Annotated in this window: 22 protein-coding genes; 9 read left to right on the forward strand and 13 right to left on the reverse strand. The window is 66.7% G+C overall.

The annotated features are described in order from the left end of the window. The first annotated feature begins 10 nt into the window (after positions 1-10). Positions 11-196: a hypothetical protein gene (locus KHO22_RS16285; RefSeq protein WP_211948190.1), complete on the forward strand. Its 186-nt coding sequence runs from the start codon at positions 11-13 to the stop codon at positions 194-196. 145 nt (positions 197-341) lie between these two features. Here KHO22_RS16285 and KHO22_RS16290 read toward each other — a convergent pair whose 3' ends face one another. From KHO22_RS16290 to KHO22_RS16345, 12 genes are all read right to left on the reverse strand, one after another. After that, the gene (locus KHO22_RS16290) at positions 342-1901 is read right to left on the reverse strand and encodes a sensor domain-containing diguanylate cyclase (protein ID WP_211948191.1); all 1560 of its coding nucleotides are present in this window, start codon (positions 1899-1901) and stop codon (positions 342-344) included. A 380-nt stretch (positions 1902-2281) separates the two neighbouring features. Then, entirely contained in the window at positions 2282-2722 is a 441-nt protein-coding gene (locus tag KHO22_RS16295) for a MaoC family dehydratase (protein WP_211948192.1), read from the reverse strand. A 207-nt stretch (positions 2723-2929) separates the two neighbouring features. Next, positions 2930-3994 carry a phosphotransferase gene (locus tag KHO22_RS16300; RefSeq protein ID WP_211948193.1) on the reverse strand — a complete coding sequence of 355 codons (1065 nt, stop codon included), beginning with the start codon at positions 3992-3994 and terminating at the stop codon, positions 2930-2932. Beyond that, positions 3987-5183, reverse strand: coding sequence for an acyl-CoA dehydrogenase family protein (locus KHO22_RS16305; protein WP_211948194.1), 1197 nt, complete (start codon positions 5181-5183; stop codon positions 3987-3989). The genes KHO22_RS16300 and KHO22_RS16305 overlap by 8 nt, the downstream gene beginning before the upstream one ends. 11 nt (positions 5184-5194) lie before the next feature. Beyond that, positions 5195-5986 carry an SDR family NAD(P)-dependent oxidoreductase gene (locus tag KHO22_RS16310; protein WP_211948195.1) on the reverse strand — a complete coding sequence of 264 codons (792 nt, stop codon included), beginning with the start codon at positions 5984-5986 and terminating at the stop codon, positions 5195-5197. Between the two features lie 44 nt (positions 5987-6030). Further along, entirely contained in the window at positions 6031-7497 is a 1467-nt protein-coding gene (locus KHO22_RS16315) for an NAD(P)(+) transhydrogenase (Re/Si-specific) subunit beta (protein ID WP_211948196.1), read from the reverse strand. Next, on the reverse strand, positions 7494-7850 hold the full coding sequence (locus KHO22_RS16320; protein ID WP_211948197.1) for an NAD(P) transhydrogenase subunit alpha part 2: 357 nt from the start codon (positions 7848-7850) through the stop codon (positions 7494-7496). The genes KHO22_RS16315 and KHO22_RS16320 overlap by 4 nt, the downstream gene beginning before the upstream one ends. A 10-nt stretch (positions 7851-7860) precedes the next feature. Beyond that, entirely contained in the window at positions 7861-8979 is a 1119-nt protein-coding gene (locus KHO22_RS16325) for a Re/Si-specific NAD(P)(+) transhydrogenase subunit alpha (RefSeq protein ID WP_211948198.1), read from the reverse strand. 111 nt (positions 8980-9090) lie between these two features. Beyond that, positions 9091-9885 (reverse strand): TauD/TfdA dioxygenase family protein, encoded by a 795-nt coding sequence (locus KHO22_RS16330; protein WP_211948347.1) that lies wholly within the window; start codon positions 9883-9885, stop codon positions 9091-9093. 27 nt (positions 9886-9912) lie between these two features. Beyond that, positions 9913-10884: a zinc-binding dehydrogenase gene (locus KHO22_RS16335; RefSeq protein ID WP_211948199.1), complete on the reverse strand. Its 972-nt coding sequence runs from the start codon at positions 10882-10884 to the stop codon at positions 9913-9915. Between the two features lie 64 nt (positions 10885-10948). Beyond that, a complete protein-coding gene (locus tag KHO22_RS16340) occupies positions 10949-11314 on the reverse strand; it encodes a hypothetical protein (RefSeq protein ID WP_211948200.1) in 366 nt (121 codons plus the stop codon). Continuing rightward, positions 11304-11765 (reverse strand): hypothetical protein, encoded by a 462-nt coding sequence (locus tag KHO22_RS16345; protein WP_211948201.1) that lies wholly within the window; start codon positions 11763-11765, stop codon positions 11304-11306. The genes KHO22_RS16340 and KHO22_RS16345 overlap by 11 nt, the downstream gene beginning before the upstream one ends. A 207-nt stretch (positions 11766-11972) precedes the next feature. On the opposite strand from KHO22_RS16345, the gene KHO22_RS16350 reads away from it, so the two are divergent. From KHO22_RS16350 to KHO22_RS16385, 8 genes are all read left to right on the forward strand, one after another. Then, the gene (locus KHO22_RS16350; protein WP_211948202.1) at positions 11973-12263 is read left to right on the forward strand and encodes a UxaA family hydrolase; all 291 of its coding nucleotides are present in this window, start codon (positions 11973-11975) and stop codon (positions 12261-12263) included. Positions 12264-12268: 5 nt separating this feature from the next. After that, positions 12269-13423, forward strand: coding sequence for a UxaA family hydrolase (locus KHO22_RS16355; RefSeq protein WP_211948203.1), 1155 nt, complete (start codon positions 12269-12271; stop codon positions 13421-13423). 6 nt (positions 13424-13429) lie between these two features. Continuing rightward, positions 13430-14134 carry a GntR family transcriptional regulator gene (locus tag KHO22_RS16360; protein WP_211948204.1) on the forward strand — a complete coding sequence of 235 codons (705 nt, stop codon included), beginning with the start codon at positions 13430-13432 and terminating at the stop codon, positions 14132-14134. Next, positions 14131-15165, forward strand: a complete 1035-nt coding sequence (locus tag KHO22_RS16365) for an Ldh family oxidoreductase (RefSeq protein ID WP_211948205.1) — start codon at positions 14131-14133, stop codon at positions 15163-15165. The genes KHO22_RS16360 and KHO22_RS16365 overlap by 4 nt, the downstream gene beginning before the upstream one ends. Before the next feature lie 98 nt (positions 15166-15263). Beyond that, a complete protein-coding gene (locus KHO22_RS16370) occupies positions 15264-18830 on the forward strand; it encodes an indolepyruvate ferredoxin oxidoreductase family protein (protein ID WP_211948206.1) in 3567 nt (1188 codons plus the stop codon). Positions 18831-18903: 73 nt separating this feature from the next. Then, a complete protein-coding gene (locus tag KHO22_RS16375) occupies positions 18904-19884 on the forward strand; it encodes a tripartite tricarboxylate transporter substrate binding protein (RefSeq protein ID WP_211948207.1) in 981 nt (326 codons plus the stop codon). 55 nt (positions 19885-19939) lie between these two features. Continuing rightward, positions 19940-20920, forward strand: coding sequence for a Bug family tripartite tricarboxylate transporter substrate binding protein (locus tag KHO22_RS16380; protein ID WP_211948208.1), 981 nt, complete (start codon positions 19940-19942; stop codon positions 20918-20920). Between the two features lie 116 nt (positions 20921-21036). Next, entirely contained in the window at positions 21037-22365 is a 1329-nt protein-coding gene (locus KHO22_RS16385; protein WP_211948209.1) for an MFS transporter, read from the forward strand. A gap of 62 nt (positions 22366-22427) precedes the next feature. On the opposite strand, the gene KHO22_RS16390 is transcribed toward KHO22_RS16385, so the two are convergent. Continuing rightward, positions 22428-22769: a hypothetical protein gene (locus tag KHO22_RS16390; protein ID WP_211948210.1), complete on the reverse strand. Its 342-nt coding sequence runs from the start codon at positions 22767-22769 to the stop codon at positions 22428-22430. Positions 22770-23046 lie beyond the last annotated feature (277 nt).

The following is a 23046-nucleotide window of genomic DNA, read 5'->3' on the forward strand; positions in this document are numbered from 1 at the left end:
CTCAGTCTAGGTGATCGAGACGTTTTCACACAGCCTCGACCCATCTACGATGAATGGAATCGAGTTCGGCATCGACTGGAAGCTCAAGGAAAAATGGAGCAACCGAGCGTTAGATGTTAAGGATACGCAGGCGCAAAACGAACTGCTGGCTGAAATTCTGCAGGCGATGCCAGTGAGCCTCGAGTCGCAGGAATAACACGAAAGGCCAGCGCGGCTAGGACACCGACTCGCACGGGGAATTCATCGTTCCCAACGACTGCTATCGGGCACGCTTCCATTTGACCGCTTCTGGCCGAACACGGCCGCAGGACCCTTTCAGGACTGACTTGTTCTTGATTAAGTTAGCGGTTACGAAACGCGGTTCCTGCGCTGGCCACAGAGACCCGGTTGCGTCCATTCTTCTTGGACTGGTACAACGCCTGGTCGGCGCGGGCGAGCGCAGCATCCATGCCGTCGTTCGCGGCGAGTTCGTCCGACGTAATCTGGGCGACTCCGACGCTGGTGGTGATCGCGATGGTCTGGCCTTTGAACTTCACCGGTTCGGCGGCAATGCTGGCGCGAATACGCTCGGCCGTCTCCATGGCCCCCTCCAGGGAAGTATGCGCCAGGGCGGCGACGAATTCCTCGCCGCCGAAGCGGGCGGCGATGTCCCCTTCACGCAGGGAGCTCCGCAGCAGGTGAGCCACGTGCCGGAGTACGGCATCGCCGCCATCATGTCCGTAGGTGTCGTTGACCCGCTTGAAGAAGTCCAGGTCGAAGGACATCACGCACAGGGCTTGTCCATGGCGCAGCGCCTGGCTGCGCGCGACCCGGGCCCACTCGTCGAAGCGGCGACGGTTCGCCAGGTCGGTCAAGGGATCGTGCAGGGCCTGCCGGGACAGGTGTTCGCGTTGCAGGAACTTGTCGTTCGCATAGTGCAGCAGCATCCACTGCAGGATGGCCATGGCGAGAAACGCGCCGGCGCCCAGCCACGTGCGCAGACGCCAGCCATGCAGGAAGGCCTTGTCGGATGCGGCCACCACCAGCACCCATTTGCCCTGGTTGATGTTCAGGAACACACCGTGCCGGCGCGCGCCGTCGATGAGCGAGACGAAGCGGTGTGCCCGCAACGCTGTATCGCCGGCCAGGACCATCTGACTTGCGATGGACGCGTCCGCATGACCGGGAAGGGGCGCGTACCCACCCATCCGGGCTAGCACGTGACCGCTGTCTCGGTCGACCACGGTCACGACACCTCCGGCGCCGAGGTCAAAGCCCCGTATCCCGATTTGCAGGTACTGCCGTTCCAGGGTGGCATTGGCGAGATAGCCAATGACGCCGCCGAGGTAGCGGCCCTCTGCGTCGTACACGGCGCGATAGGTGAGGAAGCCTCGGGAATCCGAACGGCTGCCATTGCCACGCCAGAAAAAAAGCCCCTCGTTCACGCCCGGCTGGCGAAGGTCCCTGGACACGGGGCTATCCCGAAAGCTGTCGAGCGAGAGTGTGGTGCCATCCAGAGCCTCGTCGATCGGGAAGTCACCGCTCCTGGCGATGATGTCGCCTTCTGCGTTGGTGATGAGCAGTGCGTCCAGCCAGCCACGGGTCAGTTCCTGCGCGAGGAACGGCTCGGTGTTGGCAAGGGGGACGTTTTGGTTAAGCAGCACCGCGTCGCCAACCACACGCAACTGATAGCGCATGGCCTGGAATCTGGCATCGAATTGCTCCGCCCTCAGCAAGGCGGTGTTGCGCAGGATGCGTACGGTGTCACCCTCGATCCGCGCCCGGTCAAACGACAGGTAGGCACCGATGGATGCCGCCTGGACGAGCAGGAAAAGCAACACGAGACCGCGTCGGACATTCAGGCTCAGGTGACGCTGGCCGTACTCGATAGCCCGGCTCAGCGCCATATTCGCTGCAGCCATTGTCATGCTCCTGTGGTCTCAGAGGATTCCTGAGACGGACTTGGTGGAAAACCCAAGGTACAGCTTGCGGGCAAATCGATCTTCACTTGTCGTGCCAAGGCCATTGCCTTCGATGACAGTGGTAGTTCCGAGCCTGCACAAAGCCGCGCAGGATCAACACTGGTCTACTCGGGCCGACGCCTCCGTCTCGCCACCTCCGTTGCAATGGCGGCCCTTGCAGCACTTGAACCGCTGGCAGCAAGCATCCATGCCGCACATCTCGATTCCATGCGGATGGAGAAGAAGCCTCTGCGGCAGTTCGCACACGGAGCGGTTCTCCGGTTGGACGCATCGCGTTCCGGACGAGCCATTGACTTCGCGGGGCAAGCGACGCGGTTGCGCTATCGCATGCGCGGCTTTGCCGATGTCGGCATGACCAGCGCATCTCCATCGACGACGATCCTGTCCTGGACCTTGCCGACCGTGCTGAGTGCGACGCGCTGTTTCTCCGGATGAAGGCCCGTGACCGTGACGGTGACCTGCACGGTTTCGCCGGGCCTCACCGGCGCCTTGAAGCGTACGTTCTGGCTCAGGTAGATCGTGCCCGGGCCGGGCAGGCGATTGGCCAGCGCCGCCGAGATTACGCTTGCGGTCAGCATGCCGTGGGCAATGCGTCCGCCAAAGGGGGTTGTCTTCGCAAAATCCTCGTCGAGGTGTACGGCGTTGGTATCGCCGGAGGCGGCGGCAAACAGTTCGATGTCGGCTTCCGTGATGGTCTTGGCAAAGCTCGCGGTCATGCCGAGCTGCAGATCCTCGTAGTCATAGCCGTTCAATGCGTTCACGATGTTTTCCCTGGTCCATCCTTCAGCGAATCCTCAAGCCCCACGCTTGCGACGCACAGCTACTTTGCATGCCGTCACAGGCTGACCTCGCCAGTATCTGGCGTCCCCGGCTTCCATGCTTGGCCCGCTGGGACATGCGCTTGCCAATCTGCGACAGGGTGATGATCGGGTTATCGGCCCTGGCAGGCGCCAGAACCCCCAACGAATTCATCCCCTCACCCGTTCCGCCTGTTCCCAGGCCAATTCAGCCACCCGTGCAAAGCGCTCGCCCATGGCATGCGCCTCGGCACTGGAAGCCGTACCGCGTGCAGCGCGCCCCTTGACCCCATGCAGGATCGCCGCGAAGCGGAACATATTGAAGGCGATGTAGAAGTCCAGGTCACCGATGCCGTTACGCCCGGTGCGGCGGCAATACGCCTGCACGTACGCCGCCTCATCCGGCAATCCCTGCGCCGCCAGGTCGCGCCCTGCGATGCCGCCCAGGATATCGGGCGGCATGCGGAACATCATGGCGTGGTAGGCAAAGTCGGCAAGCGGATCGCCCAGTGTCGACAGCTCCCAATCCAGCACGGCCAGTACGCGTGGCTCGGTGGGATGGAAGATCAGGTTGTCGGCCCGGAAGTCGCCGTGGGTGATGGCAACGTCGTCGGTGGCGGGCAGGTGCCGCGGCAGCCAGTCGACCAGCCGGTCCATCGCCGGATGCCGGCCGGCCAGTTCGTCGTTCAGGTACTGCCCCGACCAGCGCGCCACCTGGCGCGCGACATAGCCGCCCGCCTTGCCGTAGTCACCGAGCCCGACGGCCTTCGGGTCGATCGTATGCAGCCTGGCCAGCGTCGCGTTCATCGCATCCATGTACGCGGCGCGCTCGTCGCGCGGCACATCGGCGAAGCCCGCATCCCAGAAGATCCGGCCTTCGACCAGGTCCATCACGAAGAACCAGCTGCCGATCACCGCATCGTCGGTGCAGAGTCCGTGGATGCGGGGCACCGGAAAGCCCGCCTGTCCCAGCGCCGCCATCACGCGCGCTTCCCGTTCCACCGCGTGCGCGCCCTTTAGCAGTTCGCCGGGCGGCTTGCGCCGCAGCACATAGCTGTGCCCCGGCGTGCGCAGGCGGTAGGTGGGGTTGGATTGCCCGCCCTTGAACTGGTCGACCGTCAGCGGCCCGGCATAGCCCTCGACGTTCTGCGCCATCCAGCGCTCCAGCGCCGCCTGGTCGAAGCGGTGCTGTTCGCGCACCGGCACCGTGCCGGCGAAGTCGTGCGCGTCAGCCATGGCTCGCCTCGCCGCTCAGGGCCGTGCGCTTGATCATCTTCGCCAGCGACCACTTGTGGACTTCGGTGGGGCCGTCATAGATGCGGAAGGCGCGCACTTCGCGGAACACCTGCTCGACGATCGAATCGCGAGACACGCCCGATCCGCCCATGACCTGCACGCAGCGGTCCGCGACGCGGTAGACCGCCTCGGACACCGCCACCTTGGCCATCGAACTTTCAGTGGTGCCGAGCACGCCGCCATCGAGCACGCCGGCGCACCAGTCGATCATCAGCGCCGCCTGCTGCAGGTCGATCAGGTTCTCGGCCAGCATGAAGCCCACGCCTTCATGGTCGATCAGCAGCTTGCCGAACGCCTTGCGCCGGGTCGCGTAGTCCGTGGCGATCTCGTGCGCGCGCGTGGCGCAACCATGCCAGCGCATGCAGTGCGACAACCGCGCCGGCGACAGCCGTACCTGCGCATAACGGAAGCCTTCGTTGACCTCGCCGAGCACCTGGCTGGCCGGCACGCGCAGATTGTCGATGACGATCAGCGCATGGCCGCCCGGCATCGAATTGTCGATGGTGTCCAGCACGCGTTCGATGCGGATGGCGGGATCCGGCAAGTCCACCAGGAACATGGTCGACTGGACCTTGTCGTCGCCGCCCGTGCGCGCCATCACGATGCCGACCGAGGCGCCTTGCGCGCCGGTGATGAACATCTTGCGGCCGTTGATGACCCAGTGGTCGCCCTGCTGCACGGCAATGGTCTGCAGCATGGACGGATCGGAGCCCGCGCCGCCGTCTTCGGCCGGCTCGGTCATGAAGAAGGCCGAGCGCGCCTCGCCGCTCACGAGCTTGTCGAGGAAGCGCCGCTTCTGTTCCGGCGTGCCGACCTTGCCGAGCAGGTACATATTGCCCTCGTCCGGCGCCATCGTATTGACGGCCACGGGGCCCAGCGGCGACAGCGCGGAGCGCTTGAGCACCGCGGCCGTCTCGAGCTGCGTCAGGTGGCTGCCGTCGGGCAGGATGTGCGGCGTCATGACGCCGGCTTCGCGGGCTTTGGCGCGCAGCTCGTGTACCAGGTCCTCGGTCGGACCGTGGCCGGCGTTGCGGGGATCGCGCTCGTAGGGCGCGACAACGTCGCGCACGAAGGCCTCGACACGGTCGGCGATGGCCTTGCTGCGCTCGGTGGGACAGGGAGTGAACATGGAAGCTTGCCTCAAAGCGAGTTGATGGAATGGCCGCCGTCGACGGGCAGCACCGTGCCGGTCATGAAGTCGGAGGCGTCGGAGGCCAGCAGCAGCAGCGCGCCGTCGAGCTGGCGCGGCTGCCCGAGCCGGCGCTGGGGGATGCGCCGGATCAGCGCCTGTCCGCTTTCCGTCTCAAAGAAGCTGCGGTTGATCTCGGTCTCGAAGTAGCCCGGCGCGAGCGCATTGACACGGATGCCATGGCGCGCCCACTCCAGCGCCAGCGAGCGCGTGAGGTGGATCAGCCCCGCCTTGGCGGCGGTGTACGCCGGCACCTGCTGCGCCACGCGCAGGCCGAGGATCGAGGCGATGTTGATGATGCTGCCGCCCGTTTCGGTGTCGCGCATCATGCGGGCGGCGCGCTGGGCGACGCGCCAGGCGCCGTTCAGGTTGGTGTCGATGACGCTTTGCCACTGCGCCTCGTCCACCTCCATGGCCGCGCCCGTGGTGGCGATGCCGGCGCTGTTGACGACGATCTGCACTGGCCCGAGCTCGCGCCGCGCGCCCTCGAATGCCGCATCGACCCAGGTGGGATCCCTCACGTCGAGCGCGACCACGCACCCCTGTCCGCCCTGCTTGCGCAGTTCGGCCAGCAGCGCCTCGCCTTCGCCCACGCGCCGTCCGGCCAATGCCACCTTGCAGCCCGCGCGCGACAGGGTCTTCGCGAAATGCAGGCCAAGCCCGCTGAAGGCGCCGGTGACCATTGCCACCTTGCCCTCCAGGTCGGCAAACGGTTCCAGGCCGCGCCCATCGTGCTGCTTCATTGCCATGTCTCCTGTGTGCTGTGATATCCGCGTGGCGGCTCCGCTTACGCGGCCTTGACCATGTCCTCGACTACCTTCTTGGCGTCGCCGAACACCATCATGGTCTTGTCCATGTAGAACAGTTCGTTGTCCAGCCCGGCGTAGCCGGCGGCCATCGAACGCTTGTTGACGATGATGGTCTTGGCCTTGTAGGCCTCCAGGATCGGCATGCCCGCGATCGGCGACTTCGGGTCGGTCTTGGCCGATGGATTCACCACGTCGTTGGCGCCGAGCACCAGCACCACGTCGGCCTGGCCGAACTCGCTGTTGATGTCTTCCATCTCGAAGACCTGGTCGTAGGGCACCTCGGCCTCGGCCAGCAGCACGTTCATGTGGCCCGGCATGCGGCCCGCCACCGGGTGGATCGCATACTTCACGGTCACGCCCTTCTCGGTCAGCTTCTCGGTCAGTTCCTTCAGTGCGTGCTGGGCACGCGCCACGGCCAGGCCGTAGCCGGGCACGATGATGACGGTCTCGGCATTGCCCATCAGGAAGGAGGCATCGTCGGCCGAACCCGACTTCACATTGCGCTGGGCCTGCGAGCCGGCCGCGCCTGCCGCCGTCGCTTCGCTGCCGAAGCCGCCCAGGATCACGTTGAAGAACGAGCGGTTCATCGCCTTGCACATGATGTACGAGAGGATGGCACCGGACGAACCCACCAGCGAGCCTGCGATGATCAGCATCGGGTTGTTCAGCGAGAAGCCGATGCCCGCCGCCGCCCAGCCCGAATACGAGTTCAGCATCGACACCACCACCGGCATGTCGGCACCGCCGATCGGGATGATGATCAGCACGCCGAGCACGAAGGCAATGGCCAGCATCACCAGGAACGGCATCCAGTCCTGCGTCATGAAGAACGCAATGCCGAAGCCGACCATCGCGACCGCCAGCGCCAGGTTCAGCATGTGCTGGCCGGGGAAGACCACCGGTGCGCCCTGGAACAGGCGGAACTTGTAGCGCCCGGCCAGCTTGCCGAACGCGATCACCGAACCGGAGAACGTGATGGCACCGACGAAGCAGCCGATGAACAGCTCGATGCGGTTGCCCAGCGGGATCTCATGCGAGCCCGCCGCTGCGATGCCAAAGGCCGCTGGCTCCGCCACGGCCGCCACGGCGATGCAAACCGCGGCCAGGCCGATCAGCGAGTGCATCGCCGCCACCAGCTCCGGCATCTTGGTCATCTCGACCTTCTTCGCCACATAGGCGCCGATACCACCGCCGACGACCAGTCCCGCGAGAATCAGTGCCAGGCCCGAACCTGCGCCCGCGCCGCCGCCGGCAGCGAGGAACTCGCTCTTGAGCTTGGCAATCAGCGCCACCGTGGTAAGCGCCGCCAGCGCCATGCCGATCATGCCGAAGGCATTGCCCTTGCGGGCCGAAGCCGGGTGTGACAAGCCCTTCAGCGCCTGGATGAAGCAGACCGACGCACCCAGGTAGAACAGCGTCACCATATTCATGGACAGGGCATTCATCGCGGCATCTCCACCAGTTCGCCGCCGGCATGCGCCGGGGCCTTCGCTTCGGCCTTCACCTTGGGGGCCTTCTTGCGGAACATCTCGAGCATGCGCTGCGTGACCAGGAAGCCGCCGAACACATTGACCGCGGCCAGTGCCACCGCCAGCGTGCCCATCGTGCGGCCAACGCCGCCCTCGGTCAGGCCGGCTGCCAGCATGGCACCGACGATGATGATGGCCGAGATTGCATTGGTGACCGCCATCAGCGGCGTATGCAAGGCGGGCGTGACTGTCCAGACCACGTGGTAGCCCACGTAGATCGCCAGCACGAAGATGATCAGGTTGATCACCGTGTGGTTCACCATTTCCATCAAACTCTCCTTAACAGGCCAGGGCCTCTTCTTCCTGCCGTGTCATCAGGCAGGCGGCGACGATGTCGTCTTCCGGGTTGAGCGTGAACTGGCCTTCCTTGTCGATGACGAGCTTGAGGAAGTCCAGCACGTTGCGGGCATAGAGCGCCGAGGCGTCGGCCGCGACCATGCTGGCGAGATTGGTGTGTCCAATCAGGGTGACGCCATGGCGTTCGACCACTTCGTCGGCCACGGTCAGCGGGCAGTTGCCGCCTTGCGCGGCGGCCAGGTCGACCACCACCGAGCCCGGCTTCATCTGCTGCACGGTTGCTTCCTGCAGCAGCACCGGTGCCTTGCGGCCCGGGATCAGCGCGGTGGTGATGATGATGTCGGCCTGCCTGGCGCGCTCGTGCACCAGTTCGGCCTGGCGGCGCATCCAGTCCGGCGGCATCGGCCGGGCATAGCCGCCCACGCCCTGTGCGATTTCGCGCTCTTCGTCGGTGATGAACGGGACGTCCAGGAACTTGCCGCCGAGCGATTCGATCTGCTCCTTCACGGCGGGGCGCACGTCCGAGGCCTCGATCACCGCGCCCAGGCGCTTGGCCGTGGCAATGGCCTGCAGGCCGGCCACGCCGGCGCCGAGGATCAGCACGCGTGCCGCCTTGACGGTGCCCGCGGCGGTCATCAGCATCGGCATGAAGCGCTGGTAGTGGTGCGCGGCGACCAGCACGGCCTTGTAGCCGGCGATATTGGCCTGCGAGGAGAGCACGTCCATGCTCTGCGCGCGCGTGGTGCGCGGCGCGGCTTCGAGCGCGAACGCCGTGATGCCGGCGGCGGCCATGCGCACCTTGTTCTCGGCATCGAACGGATTGAGCATGCCAACCAGCACCGCCCCCGGCTTCATGTGCGCCAGCTCGGTGATCTCGGGCGCGCGCACCTTCAGCACCAGTTGCGCGCCGAGCGCCTCGACGGCGCTGCCGATGGCGGCGCCTGCGGCCTCATAGGCGGCATCCGGCTGGCTGGCCCGTAATCCGGCACCGGCCTGCACCACGACCTGATGGCCCTGTGCGACGTATTTCTTGACCGTCTCTGGCGTGGCGGCGACGCGCGCCTCCCCCGCCCGGGTCTCAGTCGGGATCCCTATCTGCATGCTTCACTCTCCTGTGGTCCGCGCCGTCCCGCGCCGTCCCGCGGGTCAGTGCGCCGGGCAACTCGCCACCGGCCAACAGCGGCCGGGGCGGTGCCGGTATGGTGGTGCCGCTCAGCGGGGCACGTCGCCTTCGAGCGTCACGCGGTTGAGCACGCGTTCGGCATTGCCGTAGTCATGCACGGCGTAGTGCATGGTGTTGCGGTTGTCCCACATCACCACATCGCCTTCCTGCCACATGTGGCGGTAGACGTTGTCCGGCGTGGTGGAGTGTTCGTACAGGAAGTCGAGCAGCGGGCGGCTTTCCGCCTCGGTCATGCCTTCGATGCACAGGGCCGTATCCGGGTGACCGACGTACAGCGCCTTGCGGCCGGTTTCCGGATGCGTGCGCACGATGGGATGAACCGCCGTCGGCACCTTGTCCGAGCCGGTCATCCTGGCCAGGCGGCCGCCGCTGAAAGTGGCGCGCAGCCCTTCGATCAGGCGCTTCAGGGTAGGAGACAGACGCTCGTACGACAGGTACTGGTTGCACCACATGGTGTCCCCCCCCACCGGGATGGTGACGGCCGACAGGATGGAGATCTTCGGCGGCACGGCGGTGTAGATCGAATCGGAGTGCCACGCTTCGGTGGAGGCAGTCTCCTTGGGGATCTTGGTGACCTGGAACAGTTCCGGAAACTCCGCCAGTCCCTTCAGCAAGGGGTTGCCCTGGACCGGCGTGCCCCACAGGCGCGCGAACGCCACCTGTGCCGCCGGCTGCAGGAACTGGCCGCGGAAGACGAGCATGCCGTGCTCCAGGAAGGCCTGATGCAGGACCTCGAAGGTGGCGTCGTTGATCGGGTCGTTCAGGTTCACGCCGGTGATGGCGGCGCCCACGGACCCCGTCAACGGCTTGATTTGAATCGTCATCATGTCTCCTCGTTTCGTCTGATTGGATCAGTCGACCAGCAGCACGATCTTGCCGACGTGCTGGTCCTGCTTCATGTATTCGTGGGCCGTGCCGATGTCGGTCATGGCAAAGGTGCGGTCGATCGGCAGCCGTACGCGGCCGGCGCGCAGGAAGGGCAGCATGTCGCGCGCGCAGGCCTGGATGCATTCCAGCCGCTCCTGCTCGGTGCGGGTACGGAACGTCACGCCGATCAGCTGCAGGCGCTTGAGCCAGAGCGTCGACAGGTCGATCTGGGCCGTGGCCGAACCGAGCCGCGCGATATTCACCAGCCGGCCCTTGACGGCAAGGCTCTTCATATTGGCTTCGAAGACCGGGCCGCCGACCGTGTCGATGATGATGTCGACACCCTTGTTGCCGGTCGCCGCCATGACCGCTTCGACCTGGTCGTCCTTCGACGAATCGATGCCGACGTCCACGCCGTACTGGCTGATCTTGTCCAGCTTGGCCGCCGAACGCGAAGTGGCGATGACGGGCTTGGCGCCCATCAGCGCGGCGATCTGGATCGCGGCCAACGCCACGCCGCCCGAAGCGCCGTTGATCAGCACCGACTCGCCAGCCTTGAGCTGCCCGTTCACCACCAGCGCATCGTGCGCGGTGATGAACACATTGGGGAACGCCGCGGCGTCGATCCACGACATGCCGTCCGGCACCGCGATCAGCGCCATCGGGTCGGCAATGACATATTCGGCCTGGCAGCCACGGCCATGGCCCATCACGCGGTCGCCCTTGCGCCAGCCGCTCACGCCTTCGCCGACGTCAGCCACTTCGCCGGCGAACTCGACGCCTGTGGTGATGGTATTGCCGCTGCGCAGCTCCTTGGCCTGGTTGATTTCCCCGCGGTTCAGGCCCGATGCACGGACCCTCACCAGCACCTGGCCCGCTGCCACGACGGGTACGGGAATATCCTGCACTTCGACCTTGCCGCCCTCCGGGCCTGGTACTACGCGGACTGCCTTCACTGTTGGCTCCTTGTCTGACTCTGTCGTTGTCTGTTGATCTGTCTGCGGCTCACGCGTTGCCGCTTCACGTCGCGCCAAGCGCCGACGCGCGGATCAGCGCAAGCTGCGCCAGCGCGCGTTCGGCCGCGGCCTCGCCGCCGGCATGGTTGCCCCGCACGAACGGCGGGCGGCTGTCCTCGATGGCCACAAGCGCCGCAAGCGGCTTTTCCGCCGCCACCGCGAGCCGCCGGAATTCATTGACGGTCAGCAGGTAGCTGTGGAATACGTCCTGCTGCGACGGCGTGGTGCCCAGCTTGTGCAGCAGGATGTTCAGCCAGTTCGTGCCAGCGAGCATCGCGGCTTCGATGATCATCTCGTAGTCGGTGGGCTCGCACTTCTGCATCGATGCCTCAATGCGGCGTGCGATTGCCATGTGCGCTTCAATGTCCATGTGCGCCTCCTTCCGTGCGCCGGGCCAGCGCGCCCAGGCATCGCTGCAGCGCCGCGTCGCAGCTCTGCGCAATCGCCGGCGTCGGCACCAGGCCTTCACGCAGGCAGGGATCGCGGTAGTGCTCGATCTGCTCCATGTCTTCCATCATTGCCGCGATGTCCGCCGGCACCGGCGCCTCCACCTTGGGACGGCCGACATGCAGCACGTCGCCAAGCGGGCGGAACGCCGCCTTCAGGTTGCCGTCCGGCTGGGGCACCAGATAGACCCCCGGCTGCGTCGCAAACATGTCGTCGTCGAGCGTGATTCCGGCCTGGTGCAGTGCTGCATTGACCGCATGCGTACCCGCCGTCATGCCTGCCCAGAACCACAGTTCGAAATCCTCGAGCGGATCCAGGCGTTCACGCAGTGCCTGGAGCTTCGCAATCTTCACGAGGTGTGATGCCACCTTCATGCCTGTCCTCTTTGGTTGGGAGCCGGCGCCGCATCCAGGCGGCTCCGTTGCTATGACGATAGACAGGCGCGTCTTCGATGTCAACAACTTCTATATAGGACTTCTACGTACGAGTAGTGGTTTTCTCGGGGATAGGCCTGTTTGTCCTTGACTAAGCGTGGCGCGATTCTCTACATTGGATCTCAACACCTATACAGGAGTTCATCAATGCCCAGAGCCATCGTACTCAACCCGGCCGACAATGTGGCCACCCTGCTGGACGCCGGCCAAGCCGGTGACGCCTGCGCCCTGGAAGGCGAGCGAACCGGAAAGCTGGTCCTGCTGCAGGACGTTCCGTTCGGCCACAAGGTGTGCGTCACCGAGACCTCGCCGGGCCAGGAAATCCTCAAGTACGGCCAGGTAATCGGCCGCGCCAGCCACGCGATCCGGGCCGGCGAGCATATGCACGTTCACAACATCGAGTCGGCGCGCGCGCGCGGCGACCTGCACAAGGGCTAAGACAGATGGCAACCACCTTTCTCGGATACCCGCGCGAAAACGGCGCGGTCGGCGTGCGCAACTGGGTCGCGGTCGTCTCCGTCATGGACAACTGCAACCCGGTGACGCGCACCATTGCGCGCACCGTGGGCGGCTGCATCCCGGTCACCACGCTGTTCGTGCGCGGCCAGTTCGGCGCCGACCTGGATTTCGCCTTCGAATCGCTGGCGGGCCTGGGCCGCAATCCCAATATCGCCGCGGTGCTGCTGGTGGGCCTGGAGCCGTCTTCCACCGAAGAAGTCGCGCGCCGCATCCAGGCCACCGGCAAGCCCGTCGAGCAGGTCCACCTGCAGCCCAACGGCACCGTCGACTGCATTGCCGAAGGCACGCGCAAGGCCACGCGGCTTTCGCTGCAGGCATCGCGCGCGCGCCGCGTGCCTTGCCCGGTGTCGTCGCTGGTGATCGGCGTGGAATGCGGCGGATCGGATACCACTTCGGGCCTGAGCTGCAATCCGGTGATCGGCCGCATGGCCGACCTCGTGATCGCGGAGGGCGGCACGGTGATCATCTCCGAGACGTCCGAGTTCATCGGCGCCGACCACCTGTTCGCCGATCGGGCGACCGACGGGCGCGTGCGCGAGGCCTTTGTCAGCGCGGTGCGCAATATGGAAAACCTGGCCATTGCGCGCGGCGTCGACATGCGCGAGGACCAGCCCTCGCCCGACAACAAGCGCGGCGGCCTGACTACGGTCGAGGAAAAAGCGCTCGGCGCCCTGGCCAAGGCCGGCACCTCGCCGCTGGTGGGCGTGCTGCGCTATGGCGAGGCACCGCAGAAGAAGGGACTGCATTTCATGGACGCCCCGGCCGCGGCAGTGGAAAATCTGACTGCGCTTGCCGCCGGCGGGTGCCAGCTCACCTTCTTCGGCACCGGAGTGGGCAATCCGATCGGCAGCATGGTGGCACCGACCGTCAAGGTGTGCGGCAACGTCAATACGCTGCGCACCATGGCCGACAACATTGACTTCGACGTCAGCGGGATCCTGCAGCACGGAGAGAAAATCTCGGACCTTGGCGATCAGCTCTATGCCTATGCGATGGACGTCGCATCCGGCACGCAGCTGACCAGCGAAGTGCTCGATATCCGGGAGACCGCGATCAGTCGATTCGCACTGAGCCTCTGAGCAACCATGACCAAACTCAACAGCGTCTCCGACGCGATCATCCGCTCCATTGAATCCGGCGCCCTGCGCGAAGGCGACCGCCTGCCCTCAGAAGGCGAGCTGGCCGCGATCCATGGCGTGAGCGTCGGGACCATTCAGAAGGCGCTGATCCGTTTGACGCACTCGGGACTGATCACGCGCGAGCAGGGCCGCGGCACCTTCGTGTCCGGCACGCGCGTGGCGCCCGCCGATGTCCGCTACCTGCGCTTTCGCGATGAAGACGGCAACGAACTGCCGTCCTACGTCCACGCGCGTTCGGTCAAGCGCATCAAGCGCAAGGGCCCGTGGTCGGACTTCCTCGAAGGCGACGGCTACGTGCGCATCGAGCGCGTGATCAATGTCGGCGGCCGCTTCGACCTGTACAGCGAATTCTGGCTGCGCGAGGAAGACTTCGCGCAACTGGGCGGCCTGGACCGCGAGGCGCTGGAGAAGAACCTGCGCGAACTGATCGGCCAGCGGCTCTCGCTGCCGACCTTGCGCGTGGACCAGTGGATCCGCTTCGGCCCGGCGCCGGCAATCGCCGCGCGCGAGCTGGGGCTCGACGCCGAGTCGCCTGCTTTCATCATGGAAATGCGCGGCTACACGCTGCGCGACCAGCCGCTCTATTACCAGTCGGTCTACGCCGCGCCGTTCACCGAGCGGCTGATGATCGTACGGGAGAAATCTTCATGACCATTCGATGGAGCGCCCAAAGCCTGGAGCGCTGGACGTCCGCGGTATTCGAATCGTGCGGCGTGGCGCCCGAGCATGCCGTGCAGGCCGCCACCGCGCTGGTGCGCAGCGAACTGCGCGGCTACAAGACCCATGGCATGACGCGCGTGCCGTCCTATGTCGAGCGCCTGCGCGCCGGTGACTTCAACCCGCGCGCCGCCATGTCGCACCGTACTTTCCCCGGCGGCATCGTGCTGGATGCCGATGGGGCCATGGGGCAGGTCGCCGGGCCGCAAGCCGTGCGGCTGGGCCTCGAAGCGCTGGCATCGAGTGCCAGCGTACTGGTTGCCGTGCAGTCGTGCGGCCACCTCGGCGCACTGGGCATCCACGCGCTGCTCGCGGCCGAAGCCGGCGCGTTCTGCATCGTCGGACAGCGCACGCCGCCCATGCTCGGCATGGAAGGCTTTGCCCGCCCCGCCATCGGGCACAACCCCATCGCCTTCGGCTGCCCGTTGCCGGGCCAGGCACCGATCGTGTTCGACGTGGCCTGCAGCGTCGCCGCGCGCGGCCACATCCTGCTCGCCGCGCGTGAAGGCAAACCCATTCCGGAAGGCTGGGCGCTGGACTCCGACGGCAAGCCGACCACCGACGCGCAGCGTGCATTGGCCGGCTCGCTGCTGCCGACCGGCGGCCACAAGGGCATCGGCATCGCCATGATGGTCGAATGCCTGGCAGGCGCGCTGTCCGCTACCGCGGGTTCGCTTGCCCCCGAGCGCAACAGCGTCGGCAGCGGCGGCGCGGTCGGACGCCAGGGCGGCTTTGTCTGGCTGGTCCGCCCCGAGGCATTCGCCGGCCAGGACCTGTTCGCCGACTACATGGCGCAATGGACTGGCAATTACCTCGCTGCCGGTGGCGGCGACGCAAGGCTCCCCGGCCATCGCGGCGACACACTCGAACGGGAGGGCCGCGAGCGCGGCATTGCCCTGCCCGATGCGATTGCGCGCGAGCTGGGCGAACTCGGCCGCACCCTGGCCATCCCGTTCCCGGCCTAGCCGGATCCGCGACGACATCAACGCGATATCAACAGTATCCGGGCCACCGGCAGACGCCGGCCGCCCCTACCCCACAACCACACAGGCTGAATCCGCCCATGAACGCCCCAATACTCCCCGACGACGCCCGGAAGGCCATGGAAGCCGTGTCGATCGACGACAAGTACGCCCTCGAATCCGGCCGCGCCTTCATGAGCGGCGTGCAGGCCCTGGTGCGCCTGCCGCTGCTCCAGCGCCGGCGCGATGCGCTGGCCGGCCACAACACCGCGGCGTTCATTTCCGGCTACCGCGGATCGCCGCTCGGCAACTATGACCAGGCCATGTGGCGGGCCAAAAAGTACCTGGCCGACAACCACGTGGTGTTCAAACCCGGCGTCAACGAGGAGCTTGGCGTTACCGCCGTGTGGGGCTCGCAGCAACTCGACTTCGACGCGGACAGCAAGAAGTACGACGGCGTGTTCGGCATCTGGTATGGCAAGGGCCCCGGCGTCGACCGCAGCGGCGATGCGCTCAAGCACGCCAACCTGGCCGGCACCTCGCGCCTGGGCGGCGTGATCGCGCTGGCCGGCGACGACCACGTGTCCAAGAGCAGCACGCTGGCGCACCAGAGCGACCAGACCCTGATCGCCTGCGGCCTGCCGGTGTTCTTCCCGTCGAACGTGCAGGACATCCTGGACCTCGGCGTGCACGCGTTCGCCATGAGCCGCTTCAGTGGCCTGTGGGCCGGCATGAAGACCGTACAGGAGGTGGTGGAATCGGGCGCTTCGGTAGTCACGGACTCGGACCGCGCGCGCATCATCCTGCCGGAAGACTTCGCCATGCCCGAGGGCGGCCTGCATATCCGCTGGCCCGACGATCCGCTGGCGGCCGAGGCGCGCATGATGGAGTTCAAGTGGCCGGCGGCGCTCGCCTACGTGCGCGCCAACCGGCTGAACCGCAACGTCGTCGAAAGCCCCAACGACCGGTTTGGCATCATCGCCAGCGGCAAGGCCTATAGCGACACGCGCCAGGCCCTGCTCGACCTGGGGCTCGACGACGCGGCCTGCCGCGCGTTGGGCGTGCGGGTCCACAAGGTCAGCGTGGTGTGGCCGCTGGAGCCCGACAGCGTGCGCGACTTCGCGCACGGGCTGCGCGAAGTGCTGGTGGTCGAGGAAAAGCGCCCGCTCATCGAACAGCAACTCAAGGACGAGCTTTACCACTATCCCGCCGACGCGCGCCCGGCCGTGTTCGGCAAGTACCAGCATGCCGACGGCGCGGGCGGAGAGTGGAGCCACCGCAAGCCGGCCGAGGACTGGCTGCTGCGCGCCAAGGCCGACCTGTCGCCGGCACTGGTCGCCAAGGCCATCGCGCAGCGTCTCAAGGCGCTGGGCGTGCCCGCCGACGTGGCCGCGCGCATGGATGTGCGCCTGAAGGAAATCGAGGCCAAGGAACGCGCCACGGCCCAGGGCGATTCGCGCAGCGCCGATCGCCTGCCGTGGTTCTGCCCGGGCTGCCCGCACAACACCAGTACCAAGGTGCCGGAAGGCTCGGTGGCCACGGCCGGCATCGGCTGCCACGGCATGGTGGTGTGGATGGACCGTTCGACCACCTCGTGGTCGCAGATGGGTGGCGAAGGCGTGCACTGGATGGGCCAGTCGCCGTTCAGCAAGCGCAACCATATGTTCGCCAACCTTGGCGACGGCACCTACAACCACTCCGGCCTGCTGGCGGTGCGCCAGTCCATCCACGCCGGCGTGAACATGACCTACAAGATCCTGTTCAACAGCGCCGTGGCCATGACCGGCGGACAGCCGGTGGACGGACAGCTCGATGTACCGGCCATGTCGCGCGAACTGGCCGCCGAAGGCGCCCGCCAGATCGTGGTGGTCACGGATGAGCCCGAGAAATACAAGGGCGTCAGCAACCTGGCTGCCGGCGTCACCGTGCGCCATCGCGACGAGCTGGATGCCGTGCAGCGCGAACTGCGCGAAGTGACGGGCGTGACCGCCATCATTTACGACCAGACCTGCGCCACCAAGAAGCGCCGCGAACGCAAGCGCGGCACCATGCCCGACCCCGCCAAGCGCGTGGTGATCAACGAACTGGTGTGCGAAGGCTGCGGCGACTGCTCCGTGGAGAGCAACTGCCTGGCCGTGCAACCGGTGGAGACCGAGTTCGGCCGCAAGCGCAAGGTCAACCAGGACACCTGCAACAAGGACTTTTCCTGCACCAAGGGCTTCTGCCCGAGCTTCGTCACCGTCGAAGGCGGCCAGCTCAGGAAGCCGTCGGCAGGCGGCAAGAACCAGCCCGTCCCGACCGACATCCCCATGCCCGTGCTGCCCGATGCCGCCACGCCCCGGCGCATCGTCGTGGCCGGCATCGGCGGTACCGGCATCGTGACGATCGGCGGCGTGCTGGGCATGGCCGCGCACCTGGAAGGCAAGGGCGTGATCACGCAGGACGCGACCGGCATGGCGCAGATGGGCGGCTCGACCTGGAGCCATATCCAGATCGCCGCGAGTCCCGACGCCTTGCACGCCAGCCGCGTCGACATGGCGATGGCCGACCTGGTGATCGCCTGCGACACGGTGGTGGCCGCCAGCAAGGCCTCGCTCGCCGCCATGTCGACGCAACGGACCTACGTGGTGCTCAACAGCCATGTCACGCCGACCGCCGCGTTCGTGCGCAATCCGGACTGGGATCCGCAGACCGCGGAAGCCGTCGGCCGCATTGCACAGGCAGTCGGCAGCGGCCAGGTTGGCAGCTTCGACGCCGAACAGGTCTCGAAGCAGGTCATGGGCCAGTCCATCTATGCCAACCTGATGATGCTGGGCTACGCCTGGCAGAAGGGCCGCGTGCCGCTGTCGCATGCCGCGCTGATGCGCGCCATCGAACTCAACGGCGTGCAGGTCGACAGCAACAAGGCCGCGTTCGAATGGGGCCGGATGTGCGCGCACGACATGTCGCGCGTCCCGGCGCGTCCCGCCAACGCGCAAGTGATCCAGTTCGTGCGCAAGCCGACGCTGGAAGACCTGCTGGCCCGGCACGTCGAGTTCCTCACCGCCTACCAGAACCGCGCCTATGCCTCGCAGTACGAGGCCCTTGTCGACCGCGTCCGGATCGCCGAGTCCGTCACGGGTGGCACCCGCCTCACCGAAGCCGTGGCGCGCTCGCTGTTCAAGCTGATGGCCTACAAGGACGAGTACGAAGTGGCGCGCCTGCACACCGACGCCGCGTTCCGCAAGCAGATCGAGTCGATGTTCGAAGGCGACTTCCGCCTGGTGCACCACCTGGCGCCGCCGCTGTTCGCCAGGAAGAACCAGGACGGCGTGCCGCTCAAGGCTGCCTATGGTCCCTGGGTGCGCAAGGCGTTCGCGGTGCTGGCCCGCTTCAAGGGCCTGCGCGGCACCGCGCTCGACCCGTTCGGCTACACCGCCGAGCGCCGTGAAGAGCGCGCGCTGATCGCGGAGTACCGCGGCTGCATCGAGGCGCTGCTGCCGAAGCTTTCCGCGCAGAACCTGGAGCTGGCGCTGGAGATCGCGCGGCTGCCGATGGACATCCGCGGCTATGGCCACGTCAAGGCACGCAACCTCGCCGCCACCGGCGCGCGCTGGGAACGGCTCAAGGCGCAGTGGGACGGTAGCGACGTCCGCAACGAAGACATCAAGCCGACCGTGGCGGCCTGAACCAGACTGGTGTAGAGAGGCCCCCGCTGCAAGGCGGCGCGGGGACCATCCAACGATAACGAGGAGACAACCCATGAAATCCGTACTGCACCGCGCCGGCCGCACCCTTGGCGCCATTGCGCTTGCCGCCTGTGCCGCCAGCGCCCTGGCCCAGGGCGCCTACCCGAACCGCCCGGTGCGCATCATCGTGCCGTGGCCGGCAGGCGGTGGTGTCGACACCGTCACCCGCACCGTGGCCGAAAAGCTGACCGCGAGCCTGGGCCAGCAGTTCGTGGTCGACAACCGTCCCGGCGCGACCGGCAATATCGGCGCCGGCGCGGCTGCCAAGTCCGCGCCCGACGGCTACACGCTGCTGGTCGCCAGCGCGCCGATGGCCATCAACGCGAGCCTGCAGAAGAACCTGCCGTTCGACCTGGGCAAGGACTTCGCGCCGCTCGGGCTGATGGCGAGTTCGCCTTACATGCTGGTGGTCAATCCGTCCGTCGCGGGCTCGGTCAAGGATCTCGTCGCCCGGGCGAAGGCGGAGCCCGGCAAGCTCAGCTACGCATCGGTAGGCCCCGGCACGCAGCAGAACGTGGTCAGCGAAGTCTTCAAGGACATGGCCCGCGTCGATATCGTCCACGCGCCGTACAAGGGCGGCCCGCAGGCGCTCACCGACATGGTGGGCGGCCATATCCACATGATGTTCCACGGCGTGCCGGCGGTGATGCCGTTCGTGAAGGGCGGCCAGCTCAAGGGCATTGCAGTGGCCAGCAAGCAGCGCCTGCCCCTGTTCCCGGAGATCCCGACCATGGCCGAGGCCGGCTTCCCCGGCATCGAGGCGAGCGAATGGTACGGCCTGGTGGCTCCGGCCGGCACGCCGAAGGACATCGTCGCGCTGCTGGGCAAGGAGATCGAGAAGGCGCTCAATGCGCCCGGCGTGCGCCAGCAGCTGGCCAGCAAGGGGTATGAGCCGGCTGCCGGCGGCTCGCCCGACCAGTTCGCGACCTTCATGGCCGCCGAGCAGAAGAAATGGGCGCTGGCCATCAAGCAGACGGGATTCCGGCTGGAATAACGCACGGGTGTCCCGCCGCCGCGGCGGGATACCGGCAAGAAGCGAGGAGACAGTTATGACATTGCAGACGCGATGCAGGCGGCAGGTGCTTGGCGCGATCGGACTCACGGCCATGATGATGACCGGAGCATGGGCGCAGGGCGCCTATCCGGATCACGTCGTCCGCGTCATCGTGCCGTGGCCCGCCGGCGGCAGTGTGGACATGGCCACGCGCGTGGTGGCCGAGCAGCTGTCCGGCGGCCTCGGCCAGCCGGTGGTGATCGAGAACCGCCCCGGCGCGGCCGGCAACATCGGCGCAGCCGCTGCCGCGAAGGCAGCCCCGGACGGCTACACCCTGCTGGTGGCGACCACGCCGATGATCATCAACCGCAGCCTGCAAGGCAGCACCGTGGTGGACCTGTCGCGCGAATTCGTGCCGGTCGGGCAGTTGGTCAGCCTGAACTATGTCATGGTGGTCAACCCCGCAGTGGCCGGCTCGGTACAGGAGCTGGTGGCGAAAGCCAAGGCCAGTCCCGGGCACTTCAGCTACGCCTCTTCGGGGCCGGGTACGCAGCTTCACCTGATTGGCGAATCCTTCAAGCGGGCGGCCGGCGTCGATATCGTGCACGCGCCGTACAAGGGCGCGCCACCCGCGCTGGCCGACCTGGTCGGCGGCCATGTCCAGCTGATGTTCCCGGGCCTGCCGGTGGTGGAGCCGCTGCTGCGCTCCAGGCAGCTCAAGGCGCTCGCGGTGGTCAGCACGCACCGCCTGCCGCAGTTGCCCGACGTGCCGACGCTGGCCGAGGCTGGCGTTGCCGGCATCGACTCCAGCGAGTGGTATGGCCTGGTGGCGCCCGCCGGCACGCCGCCGCAGATGGTGGCCAGGCTGAGCGGGGAACTGGCCAAGGTCATGCGCAACCCGGCCGTCCGGCAGCGCCTGGCCAGCCAGGGCTTCGAGCCGGTCGGCAGTACCCCGCAGGCATTCGCGGGCCTCATCGAGGCGGAGCAGAAGAAATGGCCGCTCGCCGTGCGCCGCGCGGGGCTTCAGCCCGAGTAGCGGAACCGGAACCAGGTCAAGTGGACGGAACCGCCCGAGGCCCGTCATCGATTTCAGATTGAGACAACGCGGCAGCCGGACAGGACTCACCGGCCTGCCGCGCCAGGAGAGTTGCAATGCCCCTCGACCCCACCACCATGGCCGCACCGACGCACCCGCCGGTATCCAGCCAGGACGCGGACCAGAAGAAACCCATGTCGAAGGCGTCGGCCATTACGGCCATCACCATCGGCGGCGCGCTGGAGCTGTATGACTCCGGCGTCTACAACTTCTTCGCCATGCTGATCATTCCGCTCTACTTTCCCGTGGGCAATCCGTTTGGCCAGCTGCTGCTGTCGTTCGGCACGTTCGGCGCGGGCTACCTGATGCGCCCGCTCGGCGGGCTGGTGATCGGCGCCTATGCCGACCGCCGCGGCCGCAAGCCGGCGGTGCTGCTGTCGATGTGGCTGATGGCGTTCAGCGCGCTGATCCTGGTGGTGACGCCGCCTTATGCCCAGCTCGGCATCATGGCCCCGGTCCTGATGATCGTGGCGCGGCTGATACAGGGCTTCGCGATCGGCGGCGAGATGGGTTCGGCCACTGCGATGCTGATGGAGTACGCGGACGAACGTTCGCGCGGCTTCTACACCAGCTGGCAGACCGCCAGCCAGGGCATTGCCGCCGTCTTTGCCGCACTGGTGGCACTTGTGCTCAGCCATTCCCTGAGCCCGGCTTCCCTGGAGCACTGGGGCTGGCGCGTGGCCTTCCTGATCGGAATCCTGGTGATCCCGGTCGGCCAGGTCATTCGCCGCCGCCTGGAAGAAACGCTGGAGCCGCCCGCGCGCAAGAAGGCCGCCGCCGGCGGCTGGCAGCTGATGCGCCAGTACTGGCGCGAACTGGTGGCCAGCGTGCTGCTGATGACCGGCCTGGCCGCCGCCGTACACCTGATCGCCTACTACCTGCCCAACTACGCCACCTTCCAGCTCAACATCCCGCGCGGCGACGCGGTCTGGGCCGGCTTTGTCGCGGCGGGCATGATGGTGATCTTCGGCCCCATCGCCGGCTGGATGAGCGACCGGTTCGGGCGCCGCACCATCGTGTGGTGGTCGCGCCTGGCGCTGCTGGTGATGGCGTACCCGGCCTTCGTCGTGATCAATGCCTTCCCGTCCCTGACCTGCCTGCTGGTGGTGGTCGGCTGCCTGGCGATCCCGATGGCGATGACCTCGCCCGCCACGCTGGTGCTGGTCAGCGAGGTGCTGCCGCAGCGCCTGCGCGCCACCGGCATGGCGGTGACCTACTACGTGGCGATCGCGGTGTTCGGCGGCTTCGCCCAGTTGTTCTCGACCGTGCTGATCCACATGACGGGCAGTCCGAACGCGCCTGCGTTCTACCTGATCGGCTGCGGCCTGGTCTCGCTGCTGGGGCTGGCGATGGTGCCCGAGACGCTGGGTCGGAAGCTTTCATGACGCGCGCGGCAAGCGTCCCGGCGGTGAGCCGCCGGGCGCTTGCTGCCGGTGTCATGACACGTTCAGGGGTCCGTCTCCAGTATCACGCCGGCAGCGCGAATCACTTGCAGGTAAGCGAACGTATCGCCGACGGCGGTGGTTGCCTGCTCCGCAAGCCGCCACACGCGCGCAGATTTTTCGGCGCTGGCCATCATCGATTCGAGCGCTGCCGAATGCGCGAATCCATGAGCGGCCGCCGCGCCGAGCACGGCATCCAGGACGCGTCGCGCAGCAGCCCGGGCATCGACCGCCGCCCGGGGAGCCTGGTAGGCGAGAAAGCCCGCCATCAGCAGGAATTCGGCCGGACTGACGTGCTGGCCATTGCCCACAGGCACGCCGGCTGTGCTGTCGTGATTGAGCGCCACACATCACCTCCCGCATTGGTGCACCAAGCGCCACGCTGATTCCTTCGGACTCGACCAAATATAGTACAGAGCGCTTCGCTTATGCCGGATGAAGGCGGCATGCGATCACGGCCCGATCACCGCTCTTAAGTGCCCTTTCCATTAAGCGTGGCGGTCGGCAACCGGTACATGTGACCGGCCGCCCTCCATGTCATCGCGCCATGCCTGCGGACCGGCCAACTTTTTCGCGATGTCCAGCCCGCAAGTCGTAGTATTCTTGAGCCGCATCCTGCTCCCC

It is taken from the genome of Cupriavidus yeoncheonensis, assembly GCF_905397275.1.
Classification (GTDB): domain Bacteria; phylum Pseudomonadota; class Gammaproteobacteria; order Burkholderiales; family Burkholderiaceae; genus Cupriavidus; species Cupriavidus yeoncheonensis.

What these genes read in the sequence shown, in the direction of transcription:
- KHO22_RS16290 (WP_211948191.1), bottom strand. Translation starts at nt 1,901, where the DNA reads ATGGCTGCAGCGAATATGGCGCTGAGCCGGGCTATCGAGTACGGCCAG.
- KHO22_RS16300 (WP_211948193.1), bottom strand. Translation starts at nt 3,994, where the DNA reads ATGGCTGACGCGCACGACTTCGCCGGCACGGTGCCGGTGCGCGAACAG.
- KHO22_RS16305 (WP_211948194.1), bottom strand. Translation starts at nt 5,183, where the DNA reads ATGTTCACTCCCTGTCCCACCGAGCGCAGCAAGGCCATCGCCGACCGT.
- KHO22_RS16310 (WP_211948195.1), bottom strand. Translation starts at nt 5,986, where the DNA reads ATGAAGCAGCACGATGGGCGCGGCCTGGAACCGTTTGCCGACCTGGAG.
- KHO22_RS16315 (WP_211948196.1), bottom strand. Translation starts at nt 7,497, where the DNA reads ATGAATGCCCTGTCCATGAATATGGTGACGCTGTTCTACCTGGGTGCG.
- KHO22_RS16320 (WP_211948197.1), bottom strand. Translation starts at nt 7,850, where the DNA reads ATGGAAATGGTGAACCACACGGTGATCAACCTGATCATCTTCGTGCTG.
- KHO22_RS16325 (WP_211948198.1), bottom strand. Translation starts at nt 8,979, where the DNA reads ATGCAGATAGGGATCCCGACTGAGACCCGGGCGGGGGAGGCGCGCGTC.
- KHO22_RS16330 (WP_211948347.1), bottom strand. Translation starts at nt 9,885, where the DNA reads ATGACGATTCAAATCAAGCCGTTGACGGGGTCCGTGGGCGCCGCCATC.
- KHO22_RS16340 (WP_211948200.1), bottom strand. Translation starts at nt 11,314, where the DNA reads ATGGACATTGAAGCGCACATGGCAATCGCACGCCGCATTGAGGCATCG.
- KHO22_RS16345 (WP_211948201.1), bottom strand. Translation starts at nt 11,765, where the DNA reads ATGAAGGTGGCATCACACCTCGTGAAGATTGCGAAGCTCCAGGCACTG.
- KHO22_RS16350 (WP_211948202.1), top strand. Translation starts at nt 11,973, where the DNA reads ATGCCCAGAGCCATCGTACTCAACCCGGCCGACAATGTGGCCACCCTG.
- KHO22_RS16355 (WP_211948203.1), top strand. Translation starts at nt 12,269, where the DNA reads ATGGCAACCACCTTTCTCGGATACCCGCGCGAAAACGGCGCGGTCGGC.
- KHO22_RS16360 (WP_211948204.1), top strand. Translation starts at nt 13,430, where the DNA reads ATGACCAAACTCAACAGCGTCTCCGACGCGATCATCCGCTCCATTGAA.
- KHO22_RS16365 (WP_211948205.1), top strand. Translation starts at nt 14,131, where the DNA reads ATGACCATTCGATGGAGCGCCCAAAGCCTGGAGCGCTGGACGTCCGCG.
- KHO22_RS16370 (WP_211948206.1), top strand. Translation starts at nt 15,264, where the DNA reads ATGAACGCCCCAATACTCCCCGACGACGCCCGGAAGGCCATGGAAGCC.
- KHO22_RS16375 (WP_211948207.1), top strand. Translation starts at nt 18,904, where the DNA reads ATGAAATCCGTACTGCACCGCGCCGGCCGCACCCTTGGCGCCATTGCG.
- KHO22_RS16380 (WP_211948208.1), top strand. Translation starts at nt 19,940, where the DNA reads ATGACATTGCAGACGCGATGCAGGCGGCAGGTGCTTGGCGCGATCGGA.
- KHO22_RS16385 (WP_211948209.1), top strand. Translation starts at nt 21,037, where the DNA reads ATGCCCCTCGACCCCACCACCATGGCCGCACCGACGCACCCGCCGGTA.